This is a genomic window from Olivibacter sp. LS-1, assembly GCF_008245145.1.
GTDB classification, from domain to species: domain Bacteria; phylum Bacteroidota; class Bacteroidia; order Sphingobacteriales; family Sphingobacteriaceae; genus Olivibacter; species Olivibacter oleidegradans.
This window is the reverse complement of record NZ_CP041643.1, coordinates 2,378,267-2,397,736: the sequence shown is the minus strand read 5'-3', so window position 1 is coordinate 2,397,736 and position 19,470 is coordinate 2,378,267. Positions and strand designations below refer to the sequence as shown.

At 42.3% G+C, this 19,470-nt stretch carries 13 protein-coding genes; 4 read left to right on the top strand and 9 right to left on the bottom strand.

Annotation, left to right across the window (positions count from 1 at the left end):
• Window positions 1-10: 10 nt before the first annotated feature.
• From FKG96_RS09580 to FKG96_RS09565, 4 genes are all read left to right on the top strand, one after another.
• Complete coding sequence (locus tag FKG96_RS09580; RefSeq protein ID WP_149105389.1) at window positions 11-379, top strand: hypothetical protein; 369 nt, start codon at window positions 11-13, stop codon at window positions 377-379.
• Between the two features lie 449 nt (window positions 380-828).
• On the top strand, window positions 829-1,461 hold the full coding sequence (locus tag FKG96_RS09575; protein WP_149105388.1) for a hypothetical protein: 633 nt from the start codon (window positions 829-831) through the stop codon (window positions 1,459-1,461).
• Between the two features lie 193 nt (window positions 1,462-1,654).
• Window positions 1,655-2,506: a helix-turn-helix domain-containing protein gene (locus tag FKG96_RS09570; RefSeq protein WP_149105387.1), complete on the top strand. Its 852-nt coding sequence runs from the start codon at window positions 1,655-1,657 to the stop codon at window positions 2,504-2,506.
• Between the two features lie 65 nt (window positions 2,507-2,571).
• The gene (locus tag FKG96_RS09565) at window positions 2,572-3,543 is read left to right on the top strand and encodes a multidrug resistance efflux transporter family protein (RefSeq protein WP_246860263.1); all 972 of its coding nucleotides are present in this window, start codon (window positions 2,572-2,574) and stop codon (window positions 3,541-3,543) included.
• Between the two features lie 52 nt (window positions 3,544-3,595).
• Here the strand turns inward: FKG96_RS09565 and FKG96_RS09560 are convergent, their stop codons facing one another.
• The 9 genes from FKG96_RS09560 to FKG96_RS09520 all read right to left on the bottom strand — a co-directional run bounded on the left by FKG96_RS09560 (window position 3,596) and on the right by FKG96_RS09520 (window position 19,429).
• On the bottom strand, window positions 3,596-5,125 hold the full coding sequence (locus FKG96_RS09560) for a DUF5689 domain-containing protein (protein WP_149105385.1): 1,530 nt from the start codon (window positions 5,123-5,125) through the stop codon (window positions 3,596-3,598).
• Between the two features lie 5 nt (window positions 5,126-5,130).
• Window positions 5,131-6,648, bottom strand: a complete 1,518-nt coding sequence (locus FKG96_RS09555; RefSeq protein WP_149105384.1) for a SusD/RagB family nutrient-binding outer membrane lipoprotein — start codon at window positions 6,646-6,648, stop codon at window positions 5,131-5,133.
• A gap of 11 nt (window positions 6,649-6,659) precedes the next feature.
• Window positions 6,660-10,109, bottom strand: a complete 3,450-nt coding sequence (locus tag FKG96_RS09550) for a SusC/RagA family TonB-linked outer membrane protein (protein WP_246860262.1) — start codon at window positions 10,107-10,109, stop codon at window positions 6,660-6,662.
• 215 nt (window positions 10,110-10,324) lie between these two features.
• Entirely contained in the window at window positions 10,325-11,296 is a 972-nt protein-coding gene (locus FKG96_RS09545; protein WP_149105382.1) for a FecR family protein, read from the bottom strand.
• Between the two features lie 57 nt (window positions 11,297-11,353).
• Window positions 11,354-11,968, bottom strand: coding sequence for an RNA polymerase sigma factor (locus FKG96_RS09540; RefSeq protein ID WP_149105381.1), 615 nt, complete (start codon window positions 11,966-11,968; stop codon window positions 11,354-11,356).
• A 109-nt stretch (window positions 11,969-12,077) separates the two neighbouring features.
• Window positions 12,078-13,190 (bottom strand): metallophosphoesterase, encoded by a 1,113-nt coding sequence (locus tag FKG96_RS09535; protein WP_149105380.1) that lies wholly within the window; start codon window positions 13,188-13,190, stop codon window positions 12,078-12,080.
• Between the two features lie 27 nt (window positions 13,191-13,217).
• The gene (locus FKG96_RS09530; RefSeq protein ID WP_013665770.1) at window positions 13,218-14,978 is read right to left on the bottom strand and encodes a RagB/SusD family nutrient uptake outer membrane protein; all 1,761 of its coding nucleotides are present in this window, start codon (window positions 14,976-14,978) and stop codon (window positions 13,218-13,220) included.
• Window positions 14,979-14,982: 4 nt separating this feature from the next.
• Window positions 14,983-18,336, bottom strand: coding sequence for a TonB-dependent receptor (locus FKG96_RS09525; RefSeq protein ID WP_149105379.1), 3,354 nt, complete (start codon window positions 18,334-18,336; stop codon window positions 14,983-14,985).
• Between the two features lie 109 nt (window positions 18,337-18,445).
• Window positions 18,446-19,429, bottom strand: coding sequence for a FecR family protein (locus FKG96_RS09520; protein WP_149105378.1), 984 nt, complete (start codon window positions 19,427-19,429; stop codon window positions 18,446-18,448).
• Window positions 19,430-19,470 lie beyond the last annotated feature (41 nt).

The following is a 19,470-nucleotide window of genomic DNA, read 5'->3' as shown; positions in this document are numbered from 1 at the left end:
ATAATCGATCATGAAAAAAATTGATAACCGGATTTTATTAATATTTCCTATATTCATTTTCGTCTATGCCCTTATTCGCGATGATAAGCACACAGAGGGACAGACCTACGCTTACTTCATTTTAGCTTCTGTATTTACCTTATTGATTGCCTTATTGCCCCGTTTAACAGAACTTACGCTAAGTGAAAAAGGACTATCGGTTAAAATGCTTGATCAGATATCCAAGCGAGTTGCAGAATTGGAAACTTTAACAGACCCAACCCATCGAGCCCAGTTGGGACGCGATAAAGATTTTGATCAAGAATTAAATGAAAAAATCGGCGCGCTAAAAGAAAGTATTGCCAACTATAAAATGATATCGGAAAGAAATTTACGCTGAAGCCTGAAAATCGTTAATACCTTTCTCGAATCTATACCGCCTTGAATCTTTAACCTCGTACCGGATATAGGTAACAGGGTCTCATGTTATTTCACCCACTGTAACCAGTTCTTTAATATAACTAAGGTTATAAAGACATAGAAAAAAGAATATGAAAATGGTTAAATATCCAAAATAATCGTAATATCATCGTTTTATCATCGTAAATTTACTATAAAAAATACGATGATTTTACGATAAAAAAACGGTTAATAAACGATAAAATTGAATTTTTATATAAGATCTATTTCATGTTTATTATAGCTTATTTTATATTTTGTTTATAACATGGAAATAACTCGTTGAAAGCTTGCACGTCAGGTGCTTTAAAAACGGGGTAAGAATCAAAAACAAAAGGTAACTTGCAACGTTTCTAAAAATAGAATAAAACCTTTCTAAACGCTTATATAATGAATACATATAACAAATTGGGTTGGCCCCTTGTGATGCTCTCGGCAATTACTTTGCTTACTTCCTGCAACAATAAGCCTAAAAGCGCAGACGCGACTAAAACTGAAACCGTTAGATTGTTTCCAATAGCCAGCAATCCAGATAATCCGTCTGTAATCTATCTCAGCTTAACAGACAAAAAAGATAGTGATACGTCCATTGCGTATACCGCCAAAGGGCTTTATCAAAACGACACCGTCAGTTTTTTAGTTGAGATTAGTAAAAACATTACTGCCGGCATTAACAAAGATGGTTCTGTTAATCAGAAAGATGGCTTTAAAAAAGGAAGCATCACCTTTAAAAGTGCCGGAGCGCCGAGCGACGCTTTTGTAACTGCGCTAGCGAGCTTATGGAAAGTAGATGGCATTCGGAAAATGAAAGCAGCCCCTATTCAGCCCTTGGCGTTTTCGTCGAATAAGAAGTCTTTTGATCCCAACAAACCTTCAACGAACAGTTTTAAATTGTTTTTTGATGATGACTCAGCGAGCCCCGGTGAGGTTTTTTTCACCTTTGATACGTATAAACGTAGTATACAATTTCAAGAAAAAGACACCGTACAAAGGAATGCCATTGTACACGCGCTTGGAGAATAACGATTTAGAAGAAATCGAGAAATCACAAAGGCTGCGTTTTGAGTAACGACAGCCTTTGTGTATTATAATCAACCTAAACCTTATCTCAATAACGCATTTTTATCAAATTTGTTTTACTAACCGATTTTTTTTTCACTCGTCGACTTTCATATTTTCGTTGACATCAAACTTCAATAATACAGGAACAGTTTGCATGCAAAAATTCAAAAAATTACCGGTACAGACACTTATTCGAGAACATTACCTGAGGATCGAACGCTTACAGAAAGACTATCAAAATCTATCTGCCACACCGCATCGCCATGATCATTACGAACTGGTTTGGGCTCTAGGGGATGGTGAACACTTTATTAATTTCAAGCCCTATCCGCTTCAACGGAATCGTATATATTTCCTTCAGCTCGGGCAGGTGCACCAATTCCCGGAATTTGAACGCTCAGGGTGGATATTTCTGATCAGTGAAGAATTAATGCAATACTTTTTCAGCTTACATCCACAGGAAGAAGGCAAAGGCCTTTTTGATACATTTAGTACGCAGCCTTTTGTTGATATGGATGAAGATACAATACGCTTTCTTAGACATATTATTCAGCTTCTTTTGTTAGAGCAGAATCAAAAACCGCTAGGTAAGAATATGCTTTTTCATTTAACAGCTAGCCTCTTATTACTATTGAACACCAAACATGCTTCTGAGAAAAAGTCGGTGATTTTATCGAATCCGGAGCGTAAAGTCCTCTTGGATTTGCGGAAATTGATCCAAAAGCACTACCGCGATGCACATGGAATTAATTTTTACCTTAATATGCTTCATGTGCCAGCGAAAACACTCAATAGGATTTGTCGGAAAGCAACCGGGAAAACGGTTCATGAACTTTTCGAAGATAAGCTCTTAACAGAAGCAAAAATGGCACTGTTGAGCACTTCGAACAGCATAAAAGAGATTGCTTTTGATCTAGGATTCAATGACCCCGCTTATTTCGGCCGCTTTTTTAAGCGTGTCACCGGATTCACACCACTTAAGTATAGAGCGATACACAGTGCCTAAAAGTACCGGACATTAACAGGAAATCACTATAGCCCTGTTCGCATGACTTGTATTTTTGCCTTCCTATGAAGGCACAACGGAATACAATTTTGGCAATAATAATAGGCATTACCTCCGCGCTATTTTTATCCTCTACATTTACCATCAATAGTTTATTAGCCCATACCGGTAGTCATTGGGCATGGACAGCTTGCTTAAGAAGCTTATTTATGATTCCTGTAATGCTTCTCCCGTTATTGGTTACAAAGAAATTCAAAACTTTCTGGCAGGCCATAAAGCGTTATCCTCTTTTATTTTTTAAATGGGGGAGCATCGGATTTGGGGGATTATATACCTGTATGGCATTGGCTTCTTTGCTTATTCCCGGTTGGCTAGTTGCAGCAACCTTTCAGATTAACATCTTAGCAGGCGTGCTTTTAGCGCCCTTTCTTTATAACGATCATCGAAAGAAAATTCCAGTTAGAGCTTTGGCACTTTCCTTATTAGTTGTATTCGGCGTGCTGATCATGCAACTTGATAAACTTATGCAATTGCATGACGGACGCTCCTTGATGATCAGCTTCGTTTTGGTGCTCGTAGGAGCCATTGTCTGGCCACTTGCCAATCGCAAATTATTAATAGAACTGGATAGCCGACAGGTGCCGCTAAATGCCATGCAAAGAGTGCTGGGTTTAACGGTAGGTTCTCTTCCCTTGTGGTTAGTACTTGCCACCTATGCCTTTTCGCAAGTAGGTATGGCTCCCGGACCCCAATTGCAGGCATCTTTTTACTCAGCCATATTCTCCGGTTTTCTGGGTGGAGTAGGTTTTTATAAAGCTACTCAGATGGTGAAGCACGATCCGATAGCATTAGCGACTGTAGAAGCTACGCAGGTCTTCGAAATATTTTTCACATTAATCGGTGAAATTTGGTTAATCAACGCTTCTCTACCAAATCTCTACGGTTTTAGTGGTATGCTCGTGATTATCCTTGGTATGATCTTCCAAATTTCGCTTTCTATTCAGCACGCAAAAAAGAATAAATTACGATCTGCTTAGGCTAAAAACAGGTCGGTTGACTCATAACAGACCCAACCGACCTGACCGACTGTTAATTATCCAATAACTTAGTGGCCTCTTCTCCTTCTATTTCTTCTAACTGTGTTTCTTTTGTCATTAAAAAGCTGCCTTGGCTACGTGCTTTAGTCCACCTACCAAGGGCGAGATTATACTTGCCACCTAACATATAAAAGTAACCCGCATCCGATGGCGTATGGTAGGTAAGTGCTTTTGTGTTCGTGCCGGCTCGATAAAAAGCTTGTACTGCCATATCAAGCGGATTGATAATATCATACCAATCGGTATTTGTAATAGGATAGCCTACATTGCTTCCGTTAAACAAGCTACCTCCGGTACCAACAAAGATAACATCAACCGGGACTGATTCCTTTGTAACCTCGGTACCCTCAAAAACGGCAATTCCAGATGCATTTCCGGAGTTGGCCAGCAGATTAGTTGTGGGATTACCAAAATCAAAACCTGGATTGCTATTATAGGCGTAGGCTGTAATCCAGTTTGCACTCGATATATCGGTGGAGTTTGTGCTGTTAATCCGCTTATTGGTTCCACCTACATAAAAATAGGTTCCTTTAGGAGCAAATCCTGAACTTAAGTTAAATTTATAAGTCCGTACTCCTCCCGTGGCCCAACCATTGGCGGGAAAACCTGTTGGTGTAGAAGCATTGGCATTATTGGTGGTGACCAAAGAAAAAGGTGTCTTCGAGAAATCGATATCCTGCGTAGCCATTAACTGGATGTATTCATTGTTAGCGTCCGTACCTCGAGGGTCGCTCGCAAACCCGGTGATGATAACCTTCGGAATCGCATAGTCTGAATTTAAAGCGACAATATCTGCACCGCGTCGAGGACGATGATAAGGCACTAAAGTACCGCTATCTGTAATGTGGTTGAAAATGATTCCATAATAATTGGCCATTTTATAAACTTCTTGATTTGCAAAGGCCGCTTGATTATCCGTCTCCAATGTTAAGTTACCGAAACCGTCGTTGATCGTTTTTGAGCCGCCAACTGTTTCTCCCGTCTTTGGTATCGGGTTAAAACCACCCTTAACAATGGCGACAAGTGTACTTTCATAATCATTCGGTTTTAGCAAAATCTGGTCAATAGTCACGACATTAGCAGGTAACGTCAAACCACTGGCTACACGGGTAACCTTCTCCGTACTGATACCACTTAGTTGAAGGATGCCATCCACGCGATTCATCTCAGCCCCCACCACGTCGATCACCACGGAATCCCCTGGAAGGTAATCCGCAGCTTCAGCCCCCAGAGCGATACTGATACCCCTTTGGAAGTTTAAACGGCGCTTATCTTGAATGATTAATAATCCTTCAGGCAAGTTCCCTTCCCGATGATCGGAAATAACCCATCCTGCAATTTTGCTTGAACCGCCCAATGATTCGACGGTCAGCGTCACCGGACTATCCTTATAGAGACTCCGGAGGTCATAAATACCGATGTAAGGACTTACCTCACCCCCGGGGTAATTTGTCTTGGTACACGCAGACAACAGCGTACCAACCACTAATAGTATAAGTAAATATAAACTCGTTTTCTTCATTGCATTTATGGTTTTTGCCACCAAACTTTTGTATTGATTTCATCAGGCCCCTGCTGCGCAATAGCCAGTTTGTAATTAGTAGGATTTGACGACTGAACGTACACCGGATAAAATAAGCGGGCCGGCATTTCGCCATTATTTGCTAATCCCTCACCTTTAGGTAGCACTGGGTAACCGGTTCGCCTGTATTCAAACCACTGCTGAAGATCTACCAAAAACAAAGCATAATATTTTTGTTGGTGAATACGTGCCATCTTTTCCTCGAAACCGGCCGATTCGTCCCATTGTACATCTGATGCAGCCAAATGTGCACGTATTGACACGTCCCAATTGGGTAACCAAAGTTTAATACTACTTTCCGCACCGCTATAGAAGTACTCTTCGGCAGAACCCGCCACCCAACCTCTAAGCACGACTTCTGCCTTGATAAGCTGCAGCTCAGCAAAATTCATAATTATACCGGTCAGTGGCTCTGTCTGCAAACTGTTAACCCCACTATTTTGGTCATAAGAATAGAAATAGGACATCCGGGTATATTCTTCAGTCCCTGCTGCATAGCCCGATGGCACCCCCACAAAATTTCCCGAAACCGGAGCGATTCCCCAACGATTAATGCCTGAAGTTCCGTATTCCGGGATATTAATGCGTGGATCATTCGTATCACGCAAGAAATCAATAAAAAAACTACAGATTCCTACTCCCCTAAAATCTTGTGCCCTGGTGTTCATATAGGGTGAGCGATAGGCACCTTCGCCTGTCCATCGCAAAATGGCAGAATCATCGTTATTTGTAAATACAGGATATTTTGAACTATTGGTTAAGATTTCCTGTATTTTTGAGATCACCATATCCTGCACATCCGCCTTGTGCGACGCACGCAACAACAACCTTAAGTAGAGCGAATTACACAATTTACGCCATTTACTAACATCTCCACCGTACACAGGGTCATGTATGGCTTCAATAATATCGTTACTGCTTAGCAATGTATTAGCAGAATCTAGCTTCTGATACATATCTAAATAAATGTCCTTTTGCGCATCGAAACGAGGTTCCAAGATCAGGGAGTCGCGTCCCAAGTTCGATTGCGAATAAGGAATATCTCCATAGGTGTCTGTCAGAATAGAGTAAGTCCACGTTTGAAAAAGCAGCGAAATTCCTTGATACGAACGATTAAAGTTTATCCCTTCGAGTGCTTTGAGATAGAGATCTTTGTAGTTAGTAAGCTCCGTATAGTGGCTATTCCATAAATAGTCGGCCCAGTTTCGCCGAAAGTCATAACGAAACACTTTTCCATCCCCGTCACCAAGTGATACTGTTACTTGCATCAGTTCATTATTGAAGGTGCGGTTGCGCGCCATGTTATAGCTCACCGAATTGATGAGCGCATTAGCCATAAACTGATAAGGATAAGCTTCCGTTGTTTTAGTAGGATCTGTATTTAATTCCTCAAAGCCTTTATCGCAGCTGCTGAGTAATGCAGCGACAAGGAGCAAAAGACCATAAATAATATTTCTCTTCATTTTTTAATATTTTAGAAGCTAACAATCAAATTAAGTCCGTATGTTCTGGTAGAGGGGAACTGAGCAATTTCAAAGCCTTTTACGATATCGCCCTGATCCAAGGTACCGAACTCAGGATCAAATGCCGGCCATTTTGTCCATACAAAGAGATTCCGTCCGTATACTCCAAGCGTAACACGCTCTACCCCCCAACGGGATATTAATTTGGCAGGTAATGTGTAATCAAGCCTTGCCTCTCGAAATTTGATAAAATCGGTCGGATAAGTGCTTCCCTCCGCATTATCAGCGCCGTAGTGCGATCGGTAATATTCATCAATATTGGTTGCGATCACATCGTTAGGCCGATAGCTACCATCGGGATTCTGTATCACACCATTGCCAATGATGCCACTATACCGCCCAGGCAAGGTATTCTTGGTTTTCCCCTGTTCTGCCAGCTTATAATGCGTGAGGGAGTGTGCTACGGCGCCCCATTGCGCATCAAAAAGCACATTTAACCGAAGATTTCGATATGAAAAGGTATTACCAAAACTGATTTTCCCCTTAGGAATGGTGTTACCCAGATAAACAACATCATTGGTTAATCGAGCGTAGCCAGTTTTTTCATCGTAAATTACTTGACCATCTGGTGCGCGTAGATATCCGATCCCATAAAGATCGCCCATACTGCCACCTACATGGGCTACCAGTTGACCCGAACCGACTGAACGTTGTTGCAAAACCAACGAACTATCAGCCAATTCTTCGATACGATTCCGGTTCGCACTAAATGTAATCATTGACGACCAGCTAAACCCATCTTTGTTCTTGATCTGATCGGTATTGACGGCCACTTCTATTCCACGGTTGCTTACTTCGCCAATATTCATCAGGTAATTTCGATACCCCGAGGCGGCATCGATAACGCGATAAAGATGTTGGTTAAACGTATTCCCTTTGTAGACCGCCACATCTACATTAAATCGGCTGTCAAACAATCGAACGTCTGTACCCAATTCAATGGAACGCGTACGTAACGGCTCTATAAAAGGGTTAGTTAAGGTTGTAGGATTCGCTAATGAACCACCGATAAGGCTATTAGGTGAGGTGTAAACAAATTGCGTTTGATAAGGGCGTTGTACACCCGATCCAACTTCAGCATAAGAAGCACGAAGCTTAGCAAAGCTGATGACATGCGGTAAACTGAAAAACTCCGACAGGATAAAACTTCCATTAACAGATGGGTAAAAGAAGCCTTTACTTTTATTAGGATATTGTGGGGTGGCGAGTGTGCTTGTCCAGTCAATACGCCCCGTAACATCCAGGAACAAATAATCACGATACCCGCTGGTCAGTAATCCGTAAAAGCTGTTAATTTCAAAGCGATCGATTACCTGATTAGTGGCCACCCCATATTTCGAATTATTATGATTGTAAACCCCGGGATAGCTCAAGCCATCTGAAGTAAGCGATTCACGGCGATATTCGTTTTGCAGCGTACTTCCACCAAGTGTTGCTCCGAAATCAACGATCCCTTTTGAAATTGTGTTGTAACGTAATAAGAAATCAGCTGAAGATTCTTTCGAAAAAATATGCTGCGTGCGATGACTTCCTTCAGGTAATTTTGAACCCGCGTCATACGGACGATTTTGGGTCCTGTTTTCATTTGAAAAATCCAACGTTGTACGAAGCTGCACACTGAAACGCTTGTCGAATTGATAGGAAGCCTGTGCATTACCGGTAAAAGTATGTCGATTATTGCTATTAATAAATTCATACGATATCGCATAAGGGTTTTCCGGATAGGTGCTAAAAGGATACTTAATAGCCAATCCTTCTTGGCCATTTACCCAATAGTTTCTCAGCCAATTTAAATCAGCACTCGGTTGCCAGAAAATAAACCAATACATGAGCGATTGGTTTCCATAACCAGCTCCCGGCAAATTATCGCTCCAACGGTTGTTGTAATTAATTTTTGAGCTGATGCTTAGTTTTTCGCTCACTTTAGAATTTACCGATAAAGCAAAGGTGTTCCGTTTATACCCTGTATTGGGCGTTATCCATGAATTATTTACATTGGTTGCCGAGAAGCGCGCTGTGGTATTATCAGTGCCCCCATCGATAGTAACGCTGTTTGTAAATGTTTTACCTGTTTCGAAGAAATCGGTTATATTGTTATAAGGAACCCAAGGCGTTCGTTGATCTCCCACCGCCTGTTTAATAGGATCATATTGGAAAAAGGATTGCCCGTCAAATTTAGGTCCATACGCGGAACTTGTTCCACTGGTACTTGATCCATCTACCGATGCTCCGTAAGAATAGTAAGCCGCCCCTCCAAGACCTTGCCCATATTCGTATTGTAGATCCGGCCAGCGATTCGAACTTTCCATTGAAAAATTAGAATTAACCGTAACACCCAATCCCTTCGATTTACGTCTACCCGACTTTGTGGTGATGATTACCGCGCCATTTGCTGCTCTTTGGCCGTATAGTGCGGCCGCTCCCGGTCCCTTGAGTACCGTGACGCTTTCGATATCTTCCGGATTAATATCGTCCAAGCCAGAACCATAGTCTGCCGGCATATTATCGCTTCCTGTACCATATATTGCATCGGAGCTGTTTCCCGAACGGCGGCCGGATCCATTGTTGATGACAACTCCATCTACAACGATCAGTGCTTCGTTTTCGCCGGTAAGGTTGTTTTCGCCGCGAAGAATAATTTTAGTTGACCCTACCGGACCAGCGTTAGAGCGCATTAAATTTAAACCTGCCACTTTGCCTGATAAGGCGTCCATCCAATTACTCGATAAGGCTTCTGTTAGCTGCTGACCTTTGACAGTTGTCGTGGAATAGCCTAAAGCCTTTTCTTCGCGCTTGATCCCTAAAGCTGTTACAATCACTTCATTTAATTCGCCCACTTTTGCTGTAAGCGCGATGCTGATCGGAATATTTTTCTCCGGCTCAACAACTATATTTTGTCGCTCGGTTTCAAAGGCTAGGTGACTAACTTCCAAGCGATAGTTACCGGGTACTAAGGATAGGCTAAAACGTCCTTCCGTATCGGTAAGCACAGCGCGATTAGCTTCCATCGCACGAACTGTTGCGTCAGCTAAGGGCATACCATCTTTATCGGTTACCTGTCCGATAACTTTGACTGCTTGCTGTCTCTTATTTAAGATGATATAGCCATTTGCCTCTGTATATTTAACCGGTGAATCATGAAAGAGATATTGTAAAATATGTGCTACCGTTTCCCCCTCAAATGTCTGATCGGGCACGCGTATTTTACCCAATCCAAGTTGTTCTGCGTGATAAGCAAATCGGATCGATTGCTTTTCCAGTTTTTGTATGGCCGACCAAGCATTGTCGCCCGTTAATGTCAGGTTTACTTCCCTCTCCAATAATTGTGCAAGTGCTCCATTGGCCCATAGGCTCTGAGCGATCAGTAGTACATTAAGTAGAATTATGTAAGATATTCTCATTACTTGTTTAAAGTACTCGTTATTGATTTTCATTAATTACAATCTGTGCTACGACTCCCGAATAAAAAAGAATAACAAAAGATTAGTAATTCGTATTTTTATCACGTAAAGTAGCTTTGTTTAGATATCATTGCTATTTATAAGGACAGCAACGGTTCGAAGGTATGCTGTCTTTTATCACGCGGTTGACGACTTGCCTTGTCAACCGCTACTTATCAATAAATTATAATTGCATTTTCCTCCTTTCTATATCGGTTTTTATGAATGGCACAAAGTGCTTTTACAAAGTCATCATATCTGGTATGTCTATCCAATTGGATGCTGTATCGTTGATGAAATATGGCCTCATTATGGGCTTTCAAATGCAAGCCATAGGTATGACGAAAAGCGAGCGCTAATTCGGCAAAGGATGCTTCACTAAAATAGGTAGTACCTGATGTCCAAGCGGAGCGGACCTCGGGGTCGGCCTCCCGTGTAAAATTGGTACCTTCAACTTTGTTATACACGACTTCCTCTCCCCTGCTTAGCGTTCCCAATGAATACCCGTCAACACGCCTTACCTGAACCATCCCTGTTGAAACTGATACACGTAGTTCGTCCAGCTCCTTATAGGCATGTACGGTAAACGATGTTCCTAATACACGTGTTTCTATGCCCTGAGCGTGAACAATAAAAGGTTTGGTCTTGTCCGGGCTCACAGAAAAGAACGCTTCACCTTCCAAAAGTGTTACTTCTCGCGTCTCCCCATGCTCAAAGGGCTTAAAGAACCCGATCTTGGTATCGGTATTCAACCACACCTCGGTGCTATCAGGTAAGGTCACCTTTTTTAATCTTCCCGCAGCAGCCGCTACCTCTACCCATTCCCGTTTTTCGGAAGGCAATTTCTCCCCGTTTCGGACAATGAAGAGCCATGCAATCATTCCGGTTGTGCATAATAGAATTGAGGCAGCAATTAGCTTGCGGAATGGTAGCCATCGCATTTTTCTAACGATTGGATCTTCATGGAGGAATAGCTGCTTTTGTATATTGGTGTGTAACTCATTACGGAGTATCTTCCGCTGTGTGTGAGTTAAGCGTGGGGAGTCATCAAAAGAATTATACCAATCGTCTACCAACCGGCGCTCTTCGGGAGTAGCCCTTTTTGTATGGTATTTCCGTAATAGTCTTCTAAATCGATTTGCGTACACGTATTCGTCTTTTATCGATACGTCTACAAAAAGGGCTCAAATTACTTCTATAAATTGTTATTTATTTATTAACAAATCGTTAAGCGCCTGAAGAAAAACAATGGTTGTGGGCAATGCAGCGCCTTTTAATCGAAGCAGCATTTTTTTTCGTAAGCGTTTACCTGCTTCTGTATGCAAATTGCTTACTGTTTGTTCGGCAAGGTTCAGCTGCTTAGCAATATCTGAAATACTCTGATTTTCCAAACGCAAAAGAAGTGATTTCCGCATGTTTTCCGGCATAGCATTTAATGTTTCATCAAAAGCGTCCTCTACCTCCTGGTAGGCGGCAGCATTGTCGGATTGCCATATCACCTTACCCATCTGTTGCAGCACATATTCAAAGACCCGCCGTTTAACCTGTTCCGATTGGAAGTAGTCAATAAGGCGATTTTTTAAAGCACCCGTTAGATATTGAATCACGCTGGTACGAATGACAATGTGTTTACGTCGCTCCCAAAAGTTAATAAAGACGTCCTGTACAATATCTTTCGCTACGTCCTCATCTTTGGTTCGGTTCCACGCAATAATGTAAAGCGCCTCCCAGTGTTTGAGGTACAATCTATTAAACAGTGATCGGTCGTCCTGTTTTTGAACAGCCTCCCACCATCGAAGTTCGAGCGTTTGATACACCATAGTTTAAGATTGACATGGCAAAGGTATGTTTACAAGGTTAAGCTATTGTTAATTTTAAAAACGGTGAAAAATGGTAGCAGGAAAGGGGGGATCTCCCCCTTTAAGTTTATTAATCAAATTCGATAATAAATTCATTCCGACTATCAGTTTTCCAGGCAAATTGCTGTGTGGTTGGTGAAGCGGCAAAAAATGGCGAGAAGGTCTTCACTTTTACGGTTTTATTATCAGGAAAAAATTCCAATATACGTAACCAGCCATCTCCACCATTTCCATTACGATGACCTCCTCCCATTGACTGGGCATCAAACAACATCTGATGCACCTTCTTACCGGCGTCGTTCTTATCAGCTCGATAACCTTCGCCCGAAATATGGCCACATAAAACAAGCTCAATATTTGATGCCGGCTGTACCAGTTTCTCCCATATATGCTTTCCATTATTGGCAGAAGGCAGCTCAATGGTTGGTGATTTTTGTATGCGATTATGGATAGAATAAGGCTCATAGACAAACCATTTTGGTTTGCCCGTTGTTCGCTCATCTTTGTTGTTCAGGTAAGCATGCGTCATCAATACAATACGATGATTCTTATATTGTTCCATATTGGCAATCGTTTTGGCCCATGTCAGCACGGTATCCCGTGGCGCAAACTCGATAGTTAGGAATAAATAGTCTTTCCCATTCAGTGAACGCATCTCGTAAGCTGAATTTTCCAAAGTCGGTTCGCCTATTTCATTTGTACCATTTTGTGCTATGATCTTTCTGTTCATCCAATTCTTATCAATTTTAAAAAACTTATTGAACTGTGATGAACGTTTGCCTTCCCGGTCAATGCTGTAGTCATGATTTCCTGTTGCTGTAATATATGGAACTTTGCCATCCAATTTACCGAATGATCTAGCGATTGCTTCCCACTGCCGTTCCGCAGATTGATTACCGTCTTCGCCTCTATTGATAATATCGTTCTGTTCGACTAAATCGCCAACGCACATCACCATTTTAATATTTAGGGTATCGATATTTTCTTCGATCCAGGCCATCATTAAATCCAGTATAGGTTGATTTCTGCTCCATTTCACATAGTTTTGCGGATCGGGGATCATAATCATAGACCAGGAATCCTTCTGTTCCAAGGCAGGTTTACGGTAAGCTTCTTGCGCTGTAGCAATCTTTATGAAAAAAAACAGATTTAGGGTTAGCAGTATAGAAAAAATTCTTTTCATTTTATTTGTTTTAAAATTAGTAATCGTTTAATAACCGGGATTTTGGGTCAAACTCTTATTCGCATCCCTTTCAGCTTGTGGAATGGGCCATAGTTCATCTTTATTTTCGCGATAAACAAGTTCCTGGGTATTAAAATACCGGGAGGCCTTACCATGGTTATATATTGGTGAGTAATTTTCGTCAATATCCACAAGAACATCTTTCGTCCACGTATTGGCGGATCGATTTAGATAAAGATAACCGTTCATGATTTGAGGAGCCAAGTTCCAACGTCGGATGTCATACCAGCGAAGACCGTCGTTACACAATTCAATTTTACGTTCGTAACGAAGTGCCGTACGCAATTGAGACTGTGATAAATTTGACGCAATCGGCGGCATGTGTGCCCTTGAACGGATCTTATTGATAGCCTCATAAACGGATTCGTCTATGTCATTCGCTTCTATTTTAGCTTCTGCATAAATCAACAGCAATTCAGCGTAGCGAAAAATACCAACATTCAAATCAGACACGCCGGATGCTGAGTTGATCGCATAATCCGCGTTATCTGTATGCTTTCTCCACAAATAACCACTAAAGGAACGATAAGCATTCGTTGCATCGGTATTGTTCACCACCGCAGGTGTATTGCTTTGCCCCGCTATAACCGGCCAATAGTTATTCACTTTCGCGAAGCTTGCATTCGGTTCATACTGTATTCCCATTAAGCGCGCATGAGGGCGAGCGCAGTACATATCCAGTCGCGGATCTCGATTGACAAACGGATTGGCCGGATCATACAAAGGAGATTCATCAATGGGAAGCCCATCGATTGCCTGAAAAGAGTCGATTAGGTTTTGTGTAGGCCCCCAATAACTTGCGCCTTTCCCTAATCGCGAAGCCATATAATACCCTTGATTATGGGTATTACCGCTGATGGTTTGGTTATACTCGGCCACCCAAATCCATTCTTTACTGGATTGATAGCCTGCATATCCAAAAATATTGGAGCAAGCCGGTTCACCTTCCGCATGGGTTTTGTTACAATAATCCAAAGAAGCATCAAATGCCGTGAGCTCATAAACACCTTCTGCCAGTTCCAAGGCCTTGGCCGCAGCCTCAGCAGCAACCGTATACTGGCCGCTATACAAGGCCACGCGTGCTTTTAACATATAAGCGGCTACCCTTCCAACCCGTACATTTCCATATTGCGTTTGCGCTATTGGAAGACGATCAGCCACCGCTGTCATTTCGTCGATAATCCATTGCTGAATTTCCATTTTAGCGGTGCGGGGCAGATTGGTATCGTTTAAGCCAAGTGCATGTAATACAAGTGGCACATCCCCGTATAATTCAATTAGTTGTGAATAACAATAAGCGCGGATCACCCTTAACTCTGCATCCAGTTGATAGTAGCTATCTTCCGGCATTTCCACTTTTATATTTTCTAAGTTGTCAAGTACCGAATGGCATCGGGCAATCGTTTTATAATGCGCCTCCCAAGGTTTGATGGCTAAGGCATTATCAGTAGTCAATGAACTGGTTATCGGCGACGTATAGTTATTCCCCGGACGCGCATAGCCGATATCGGTTATATTATCCATCACATGCCAGATGGGCGTACTGGCTGCATCCAACAAGGTCAAGCCTTTATAGGCACCATATAAACCCATTGTTGCTTCTTCTTCCGTCGCCGGAAAAGTGCCTGTTGTTGGGCCATTTAAGGGGAACTTATCCAGTTCGCAGCCCGAAAAAAGTACAACACTTATTAATGTCGCGGTCGATAATATTTTTTTAATAGCAATCATTTTTTTAGAATTTGACATCAATACCAAATGAATAAACTTTAACCTGAGGATAATAGGCTGCCCCTCCTAGGGATACACCATCGGCCGCACCGGCATCATATGCAATCTCCGGATCATATCCTTGCCAAAAATTTGTTGAAGTAAACAGGTTTTGTCCATTTACATAGATATACAAGTCGCTCACGCCTATGCTTTTTAGCCAATTTTTAGGCACCGTATAACCGAGTTGTATGTTTTTCAACCGCAAATAGGAGGCGCTTCGCATCCAAAAAGATGAATTCTGCGTATTATTTGCCGATGTAATGGACAAGCGCGGAAAAGCCGCATCTCGATTATCTTCCGTCCAATAATCCAATTGCCAAGGTTTAATAGCACTTGAATTAACAGTAGGTATAACATAGTGCGAATTGAGGTACCCATCTACCTTAGCTACCCCTTGAAAAAAGGCATTCAATCGGAGGCCTTTCCAACCGAAATCCAAGTTGAATCCATAGGTATAGCGAGGAATAGTGCTACCGATAACGACCTTATCATCATCGGTTATTTTGCCATCAGGAATGGGATTCCCTTGCTCGTCGAATGCACCGGCAAGGTCCTTGTACCGGATATCACCGGGATGTAAGGTTCCGAACTGTGTGGGACCGGCATCAATCTCTTCCTGCGACTGGTAAAGGCCGTCAGCAACATATCCATAGATGGAGTTAACGGCATAACCTTCCTGCTGACGTAGCAAAGTTCCAGAGGTTTGACCTTTCATATCCATGATCTCATTTTTAACATCGGAGATATTTAAACCGACCCCCAAGCTGAAATCTCCCCATTGATTATCGTAGCGGCTACTGAATTCCCAACCCGTATTGCGTACCTTCGCCGCATTTTGATAAGGAGCATTTAATCCGGTTAACTGAGAAGTATACAAAGTGAGCAGAATGCCGTCCGTATTTTTTTTGTACCAATCGGCAGTAAATGAAAAGCGTTTCCACAAGGTTGCATCCAAACCGACACCTGTCATCGTTGTTTCTTCCCATCTTAAGTCTGGGTTCGACATGGTATTTAAAGTGACAAGCTGATAAATCTTATCCGCCATGGAAATACTGCCCACAGCTAGTGTTTCGGTAAAAGGGTAATAGGAGCTACCTATGTTTTGGTTACCCAGTTTCCCCCAGGAGGCCCGTAGTTTCAGTTGATCAAGGAAACTTTTTGTATCTCCCATAAATGACTCCTCTGAAACCCTCCATCCCGCTGAAAATGACGGAAAGAAGGCCCAGCGATTCCGCTTTATAAAGCGTGAAGTCCCGTCGTAACGGAAATCCGCCTCAAAAAGATAACGATCTTTATAATCATAGTTGAACCTTCCGAAGGTAGAAACCAACAACCACTGGTCATGGGTACCATTATTATCTTTTGTTTCGTTATCAGCACCGGCCGTTAAAACTTCGTAGGTATCATAAGTAAAATCCCGCCGATAGCCCATCAGATATTTCTCATCATAAGTTTCACGAGATGCTCCCATCAGGAGTTTAAAGTTATGATTGTTCCAAGAATGATTTGCTGAGGCAAGAAATTGATAATTTCCGAAGAAGTAGCGATAAGCAGTTTCTGTCAAGGAAGTAAAGGTATTGGCAGCACCCGCTTCCGTACCGTCGTCATTGTAGGTCATCACGCTCTTTACAAACACATGCGAATTTCTTGTTCGATAACGCGGGGCTGCGATCCCCGTTAAAGAGAGCCATTTTACAGGTCGGTAGCTGATATTGAAATTTCCGATAAGCTCCAACGTGTTTCCCTTTCTATTTCCACCTTCTTCGATAAAAGCAACGGGATTTTTGTTTACCCAACCTTCTGACCACAACCCGTTTCTCCTGATTGGGATATTGGTCGGCATTCGACCAAGGTAGTTCCATATATCTCCTTCATCTGCAATTTGGAGTCTATTACTATTGGTAAGCGAGATGTCGAATTTAACAGATAATTTATCATTAGGCTCAATGTCCATATTATTCCGTACCACATAACGTTTAAACCCGGTGTTCTTAATAATCCCATCTTGGCTTACATAAGCTATCGAAGGCATAACCCTAATTTTACCGGCGTTAGCCGATAATGACACAAAATGATTATTTGTAAAACCGGAACCATTAAGAATAGCTTTTTGCCAATTAAAATTATCAGGGTCAGCCGCATATTGTTCTTCAAACGTCGCAATGGCCTCTTCACTATACAATTCGTAGCCATTATCATTCATGTTAGCTTCATTAAAAACGTTCATAAATGTTAAGCCATCCGTCACTTCCGGTATGCGTGTAGCCTTTTGCCAACCGCCATATCCTTTATAATTAAGTGAGAATTTGCCGTCAGCAGCCCTCTTGGTAGTTATTAAGATGACACCATTTGCAGCGCGAGAACCATAAATAGCGGCTGATGCGGCGTCTTTCAATACAGAAATAGATTCAATTAAATTGACGTCTACCATATCAATGGAACCGGCTATACCATCGATTAAAACCAAGGGTGAGCTATCAGATCCGCCGAATGAGTTGACACCACGTATGCGTATCTGTCCGCCATCTCCTCCCGGCGAGCCTGTTTGTGAAGTGACGGTGACACCCGGTGCCAAGCCCTGTAATGCGGTAGAAGTTGAAACAATTGGCCGTCTCTCCAACTGCTCGCTGTCAATAGTCGATACAGAACCGGTTAGATTTGCTTTTCGTTGCTTTCCATATCCAACCACGACCACCTCATTCAACGCAGCCACATCTTCTGCTAAGGTAAAATTTACCAGCACGTTAGTTGCCGCCACAATTGTTTGTGCTTTTTGCTGCGGCCGATAGGCTATATAGGATGCCTGGATGGTATAGGCTCCTGGAGGTATACTGAGGGAGAAATGCCCCTCTTCATTTGTGCTCACACTTTTATTCAATTCCAAGATTCGAATATTGGCGCCCGCCAAAGGCAATCCCTCACCGTCGATTACGCGACCGCTGACAGTGCCATTTTGTTGTTTTTTGCGTAAGACTACCGTATGAGGGTCTCGCTCCTCGTAAGTAATGGGTGTACCTTCTAATAACACGTCCAATACATGCGCTACAGACCGGGCCTGAAAATGCTTCGCTTTAACATCGATTTTTTCCAGTTTTAACAATTTCTCATCGAAGGCAAATTCGACTTGACTTTGCATTTGAAGGTGCTGAATCGCCGCATATAATGTGCTATTCTTAAAGGTGATATTTACCGACCTCTCCAGGACCTGCCCATTAGAAGGTTCCGCAAGCAAAAGTTGCGAAAACGAGATGATAACGGTATAAATTAAAATGGTAATGCGCATAACTTCCCGTATGAACAGTGCGTTTTTATTCATAAGTTTGTATTTCTTAGTTAAAAAATAGGGCTAAGGAGCTATGCGTAGGGTCTCAAGCTAGTGCATAGCGTAGATCATTAAACAGGCGCCACTTTGACGCCTGTTTTCTTCAAGGATATATCGTTACTACATTATCTTTCCTCCTATATTTGGTGTTATGGATACCACAGATGATGGCCATGGTTTCCTCTAAAGATCGGTCTGCATGTATGGTTAAATTGTAATGATGATTCGCGGTTCTTCCCTCCCCGTGTTCCAAACGCACACCGTAAAGATTGTATAAGGTCTGTGCAAGTTCATTAAAGTCCGCTTTTTGTAAGGCAACAATCCCTCTTGTCCATGCATTAACCTCATCGTTATTTAAGCTGATACGTTCTGTCTGTCCATTCGCCTTTCGGTAATTAAGCCCCTTAAAAGCAGTAAGTTCATCAAGAACTCGCTGCGAATCACTTACACGTACTTTTCCATGCTGCACTTCTATCGTCACGTCGTCCAAGGTCTTATATGACTTCACATTAAAGGCTGTGCCAAGAACCTCCATCTTTAAACTTGGTGTATGAACAATGAAGGGCCTGAGACTGTCTCGTGCAACTTCGAAGTAAACTTCACCTTCGTCAAGAAATATTTCTCGCTTATTCGCCAACAAAGGTTCACGAATCCGAATTGTAGAATTCGCGTTGACATAGAGCATACTTCCATCCGGTAAATCGACTTTCTTTATTTGCTTTATTCCTGTTCTGATTTGATGGTATGCACTTACAACATGAGTGGAAGTTTCGCCGAATTTATCGTTTTGGTGGCTATAAAGCCAAACCATAGTTCCCAATGCCAGTACGAACAGCGCTGCGATGGCCGCCCAGCGAAAAACAGTTATTTTCCGGAGGGGCGTCTTTTTCGGTTGAATAGCTCCATGAATACGTCCGTAGAGTTCCTCTTTTAACGCAGTCATGCCCTCCTGATCTTCCATACCGGGCACCCCCACTTCCGACTCTCCAAAAGAGTCATACCAGCGTTGCAGGAGTTCACGCTTCTCGGTAGACAGCTTACCCTGAAGATAACCATCCATTAACCGTTTGAATTCATTTTTATCCATGCGAAAATAAGAGCAGGGTAAATCCCGTGTTCTACCAGTAA

Excerpts from the sequence above, each read along its gene's own strand:
- FKG96_RS09580 (WP_149105389.1), top strand. The coding sequence starts at position 11 with ATGAAAAAAATTGATAACCGGATTTTATTAATATTTCCTATATTCATT.
- FKG96_RS09575 (WP_149105388.1), top strand. The coding sequence starts at position 829 with ATGAATACATATAACAAATTGGGTTGGCCCCTTGTGATGCTCTCGGCA.
- FKG96_RS09570 (WP_149105387.1), top strand. The coding sequence starts at position 1,655 with ATGCAAAAATTCAAAAAATTACCGGTACAGACACTTATTCGAGAACAT.
- FKG96_RS09565 (WP_246860263.1), top strand. The coding sequence starts at position 2,572 with ATGAAGGCACAACGGAATACAATTTTGGCAATAATAATAGGCATTACC.
- FKG96_RS09560 (WP_149105385.1), bottom strand. The coding sequence starts at position 5,125 with ATGAAGAAAACGAGTTTATATTTACTTATACTATTAGTGGTTGGTACG.
- FKG96_RS09555 (WP_149105384.1), bottom strand. The coding sequence starts at position 6,648 with ATGAAGAGAAATATTATTTATGGTCTTTTGCTCCTTGTCGCTGCATTA.
- FKG96_RS09550 (WP_246860262.1), bottom strand. The coding sequence starts at position 10,109 with ATGAGAATATCTTACATAATTCTACTTAATGTACTACTGATCGCTCAG.
- FKG96_RS09540 (WP_149105381.1), bottom strand. The coding sequence starts at position 11,968 with ATGGTGTATCAAACGCTCGAACTTCGATGGTGGGAGGCTGTTCAAAAA.
- FKG96_RS09535 (WP_149105380.1), bottom strand. The coding sequence starts at position 13,190 with ATGAAAAGAATTTTTTCTATACTGCTAACCCTAAATCTGTTTTTTTTC.
- FKG96_RS09530 (WP_013665770.1), bottom strand. The coding sequence starts at position 14,978 with ATGATTGCTATTAAAAAAATATTATCGACCGCGACATTAATAAGTGTT.
- FKG96_RS09525 (WP_149105379.1), bottom strand. The coding sequence starts at position 18,336 with ATGAATAAAAACGCACTGTTCATACGGGAAGTTATGCGCATTACCATT.
- FKG96_RS09520 (WP_149105378.1), bottom strand. The coding sequence starts at position 19,429 with ATGGATAAAAATGAATTCAAACGGTTAATGGATGGTTATCTTCAGGGT.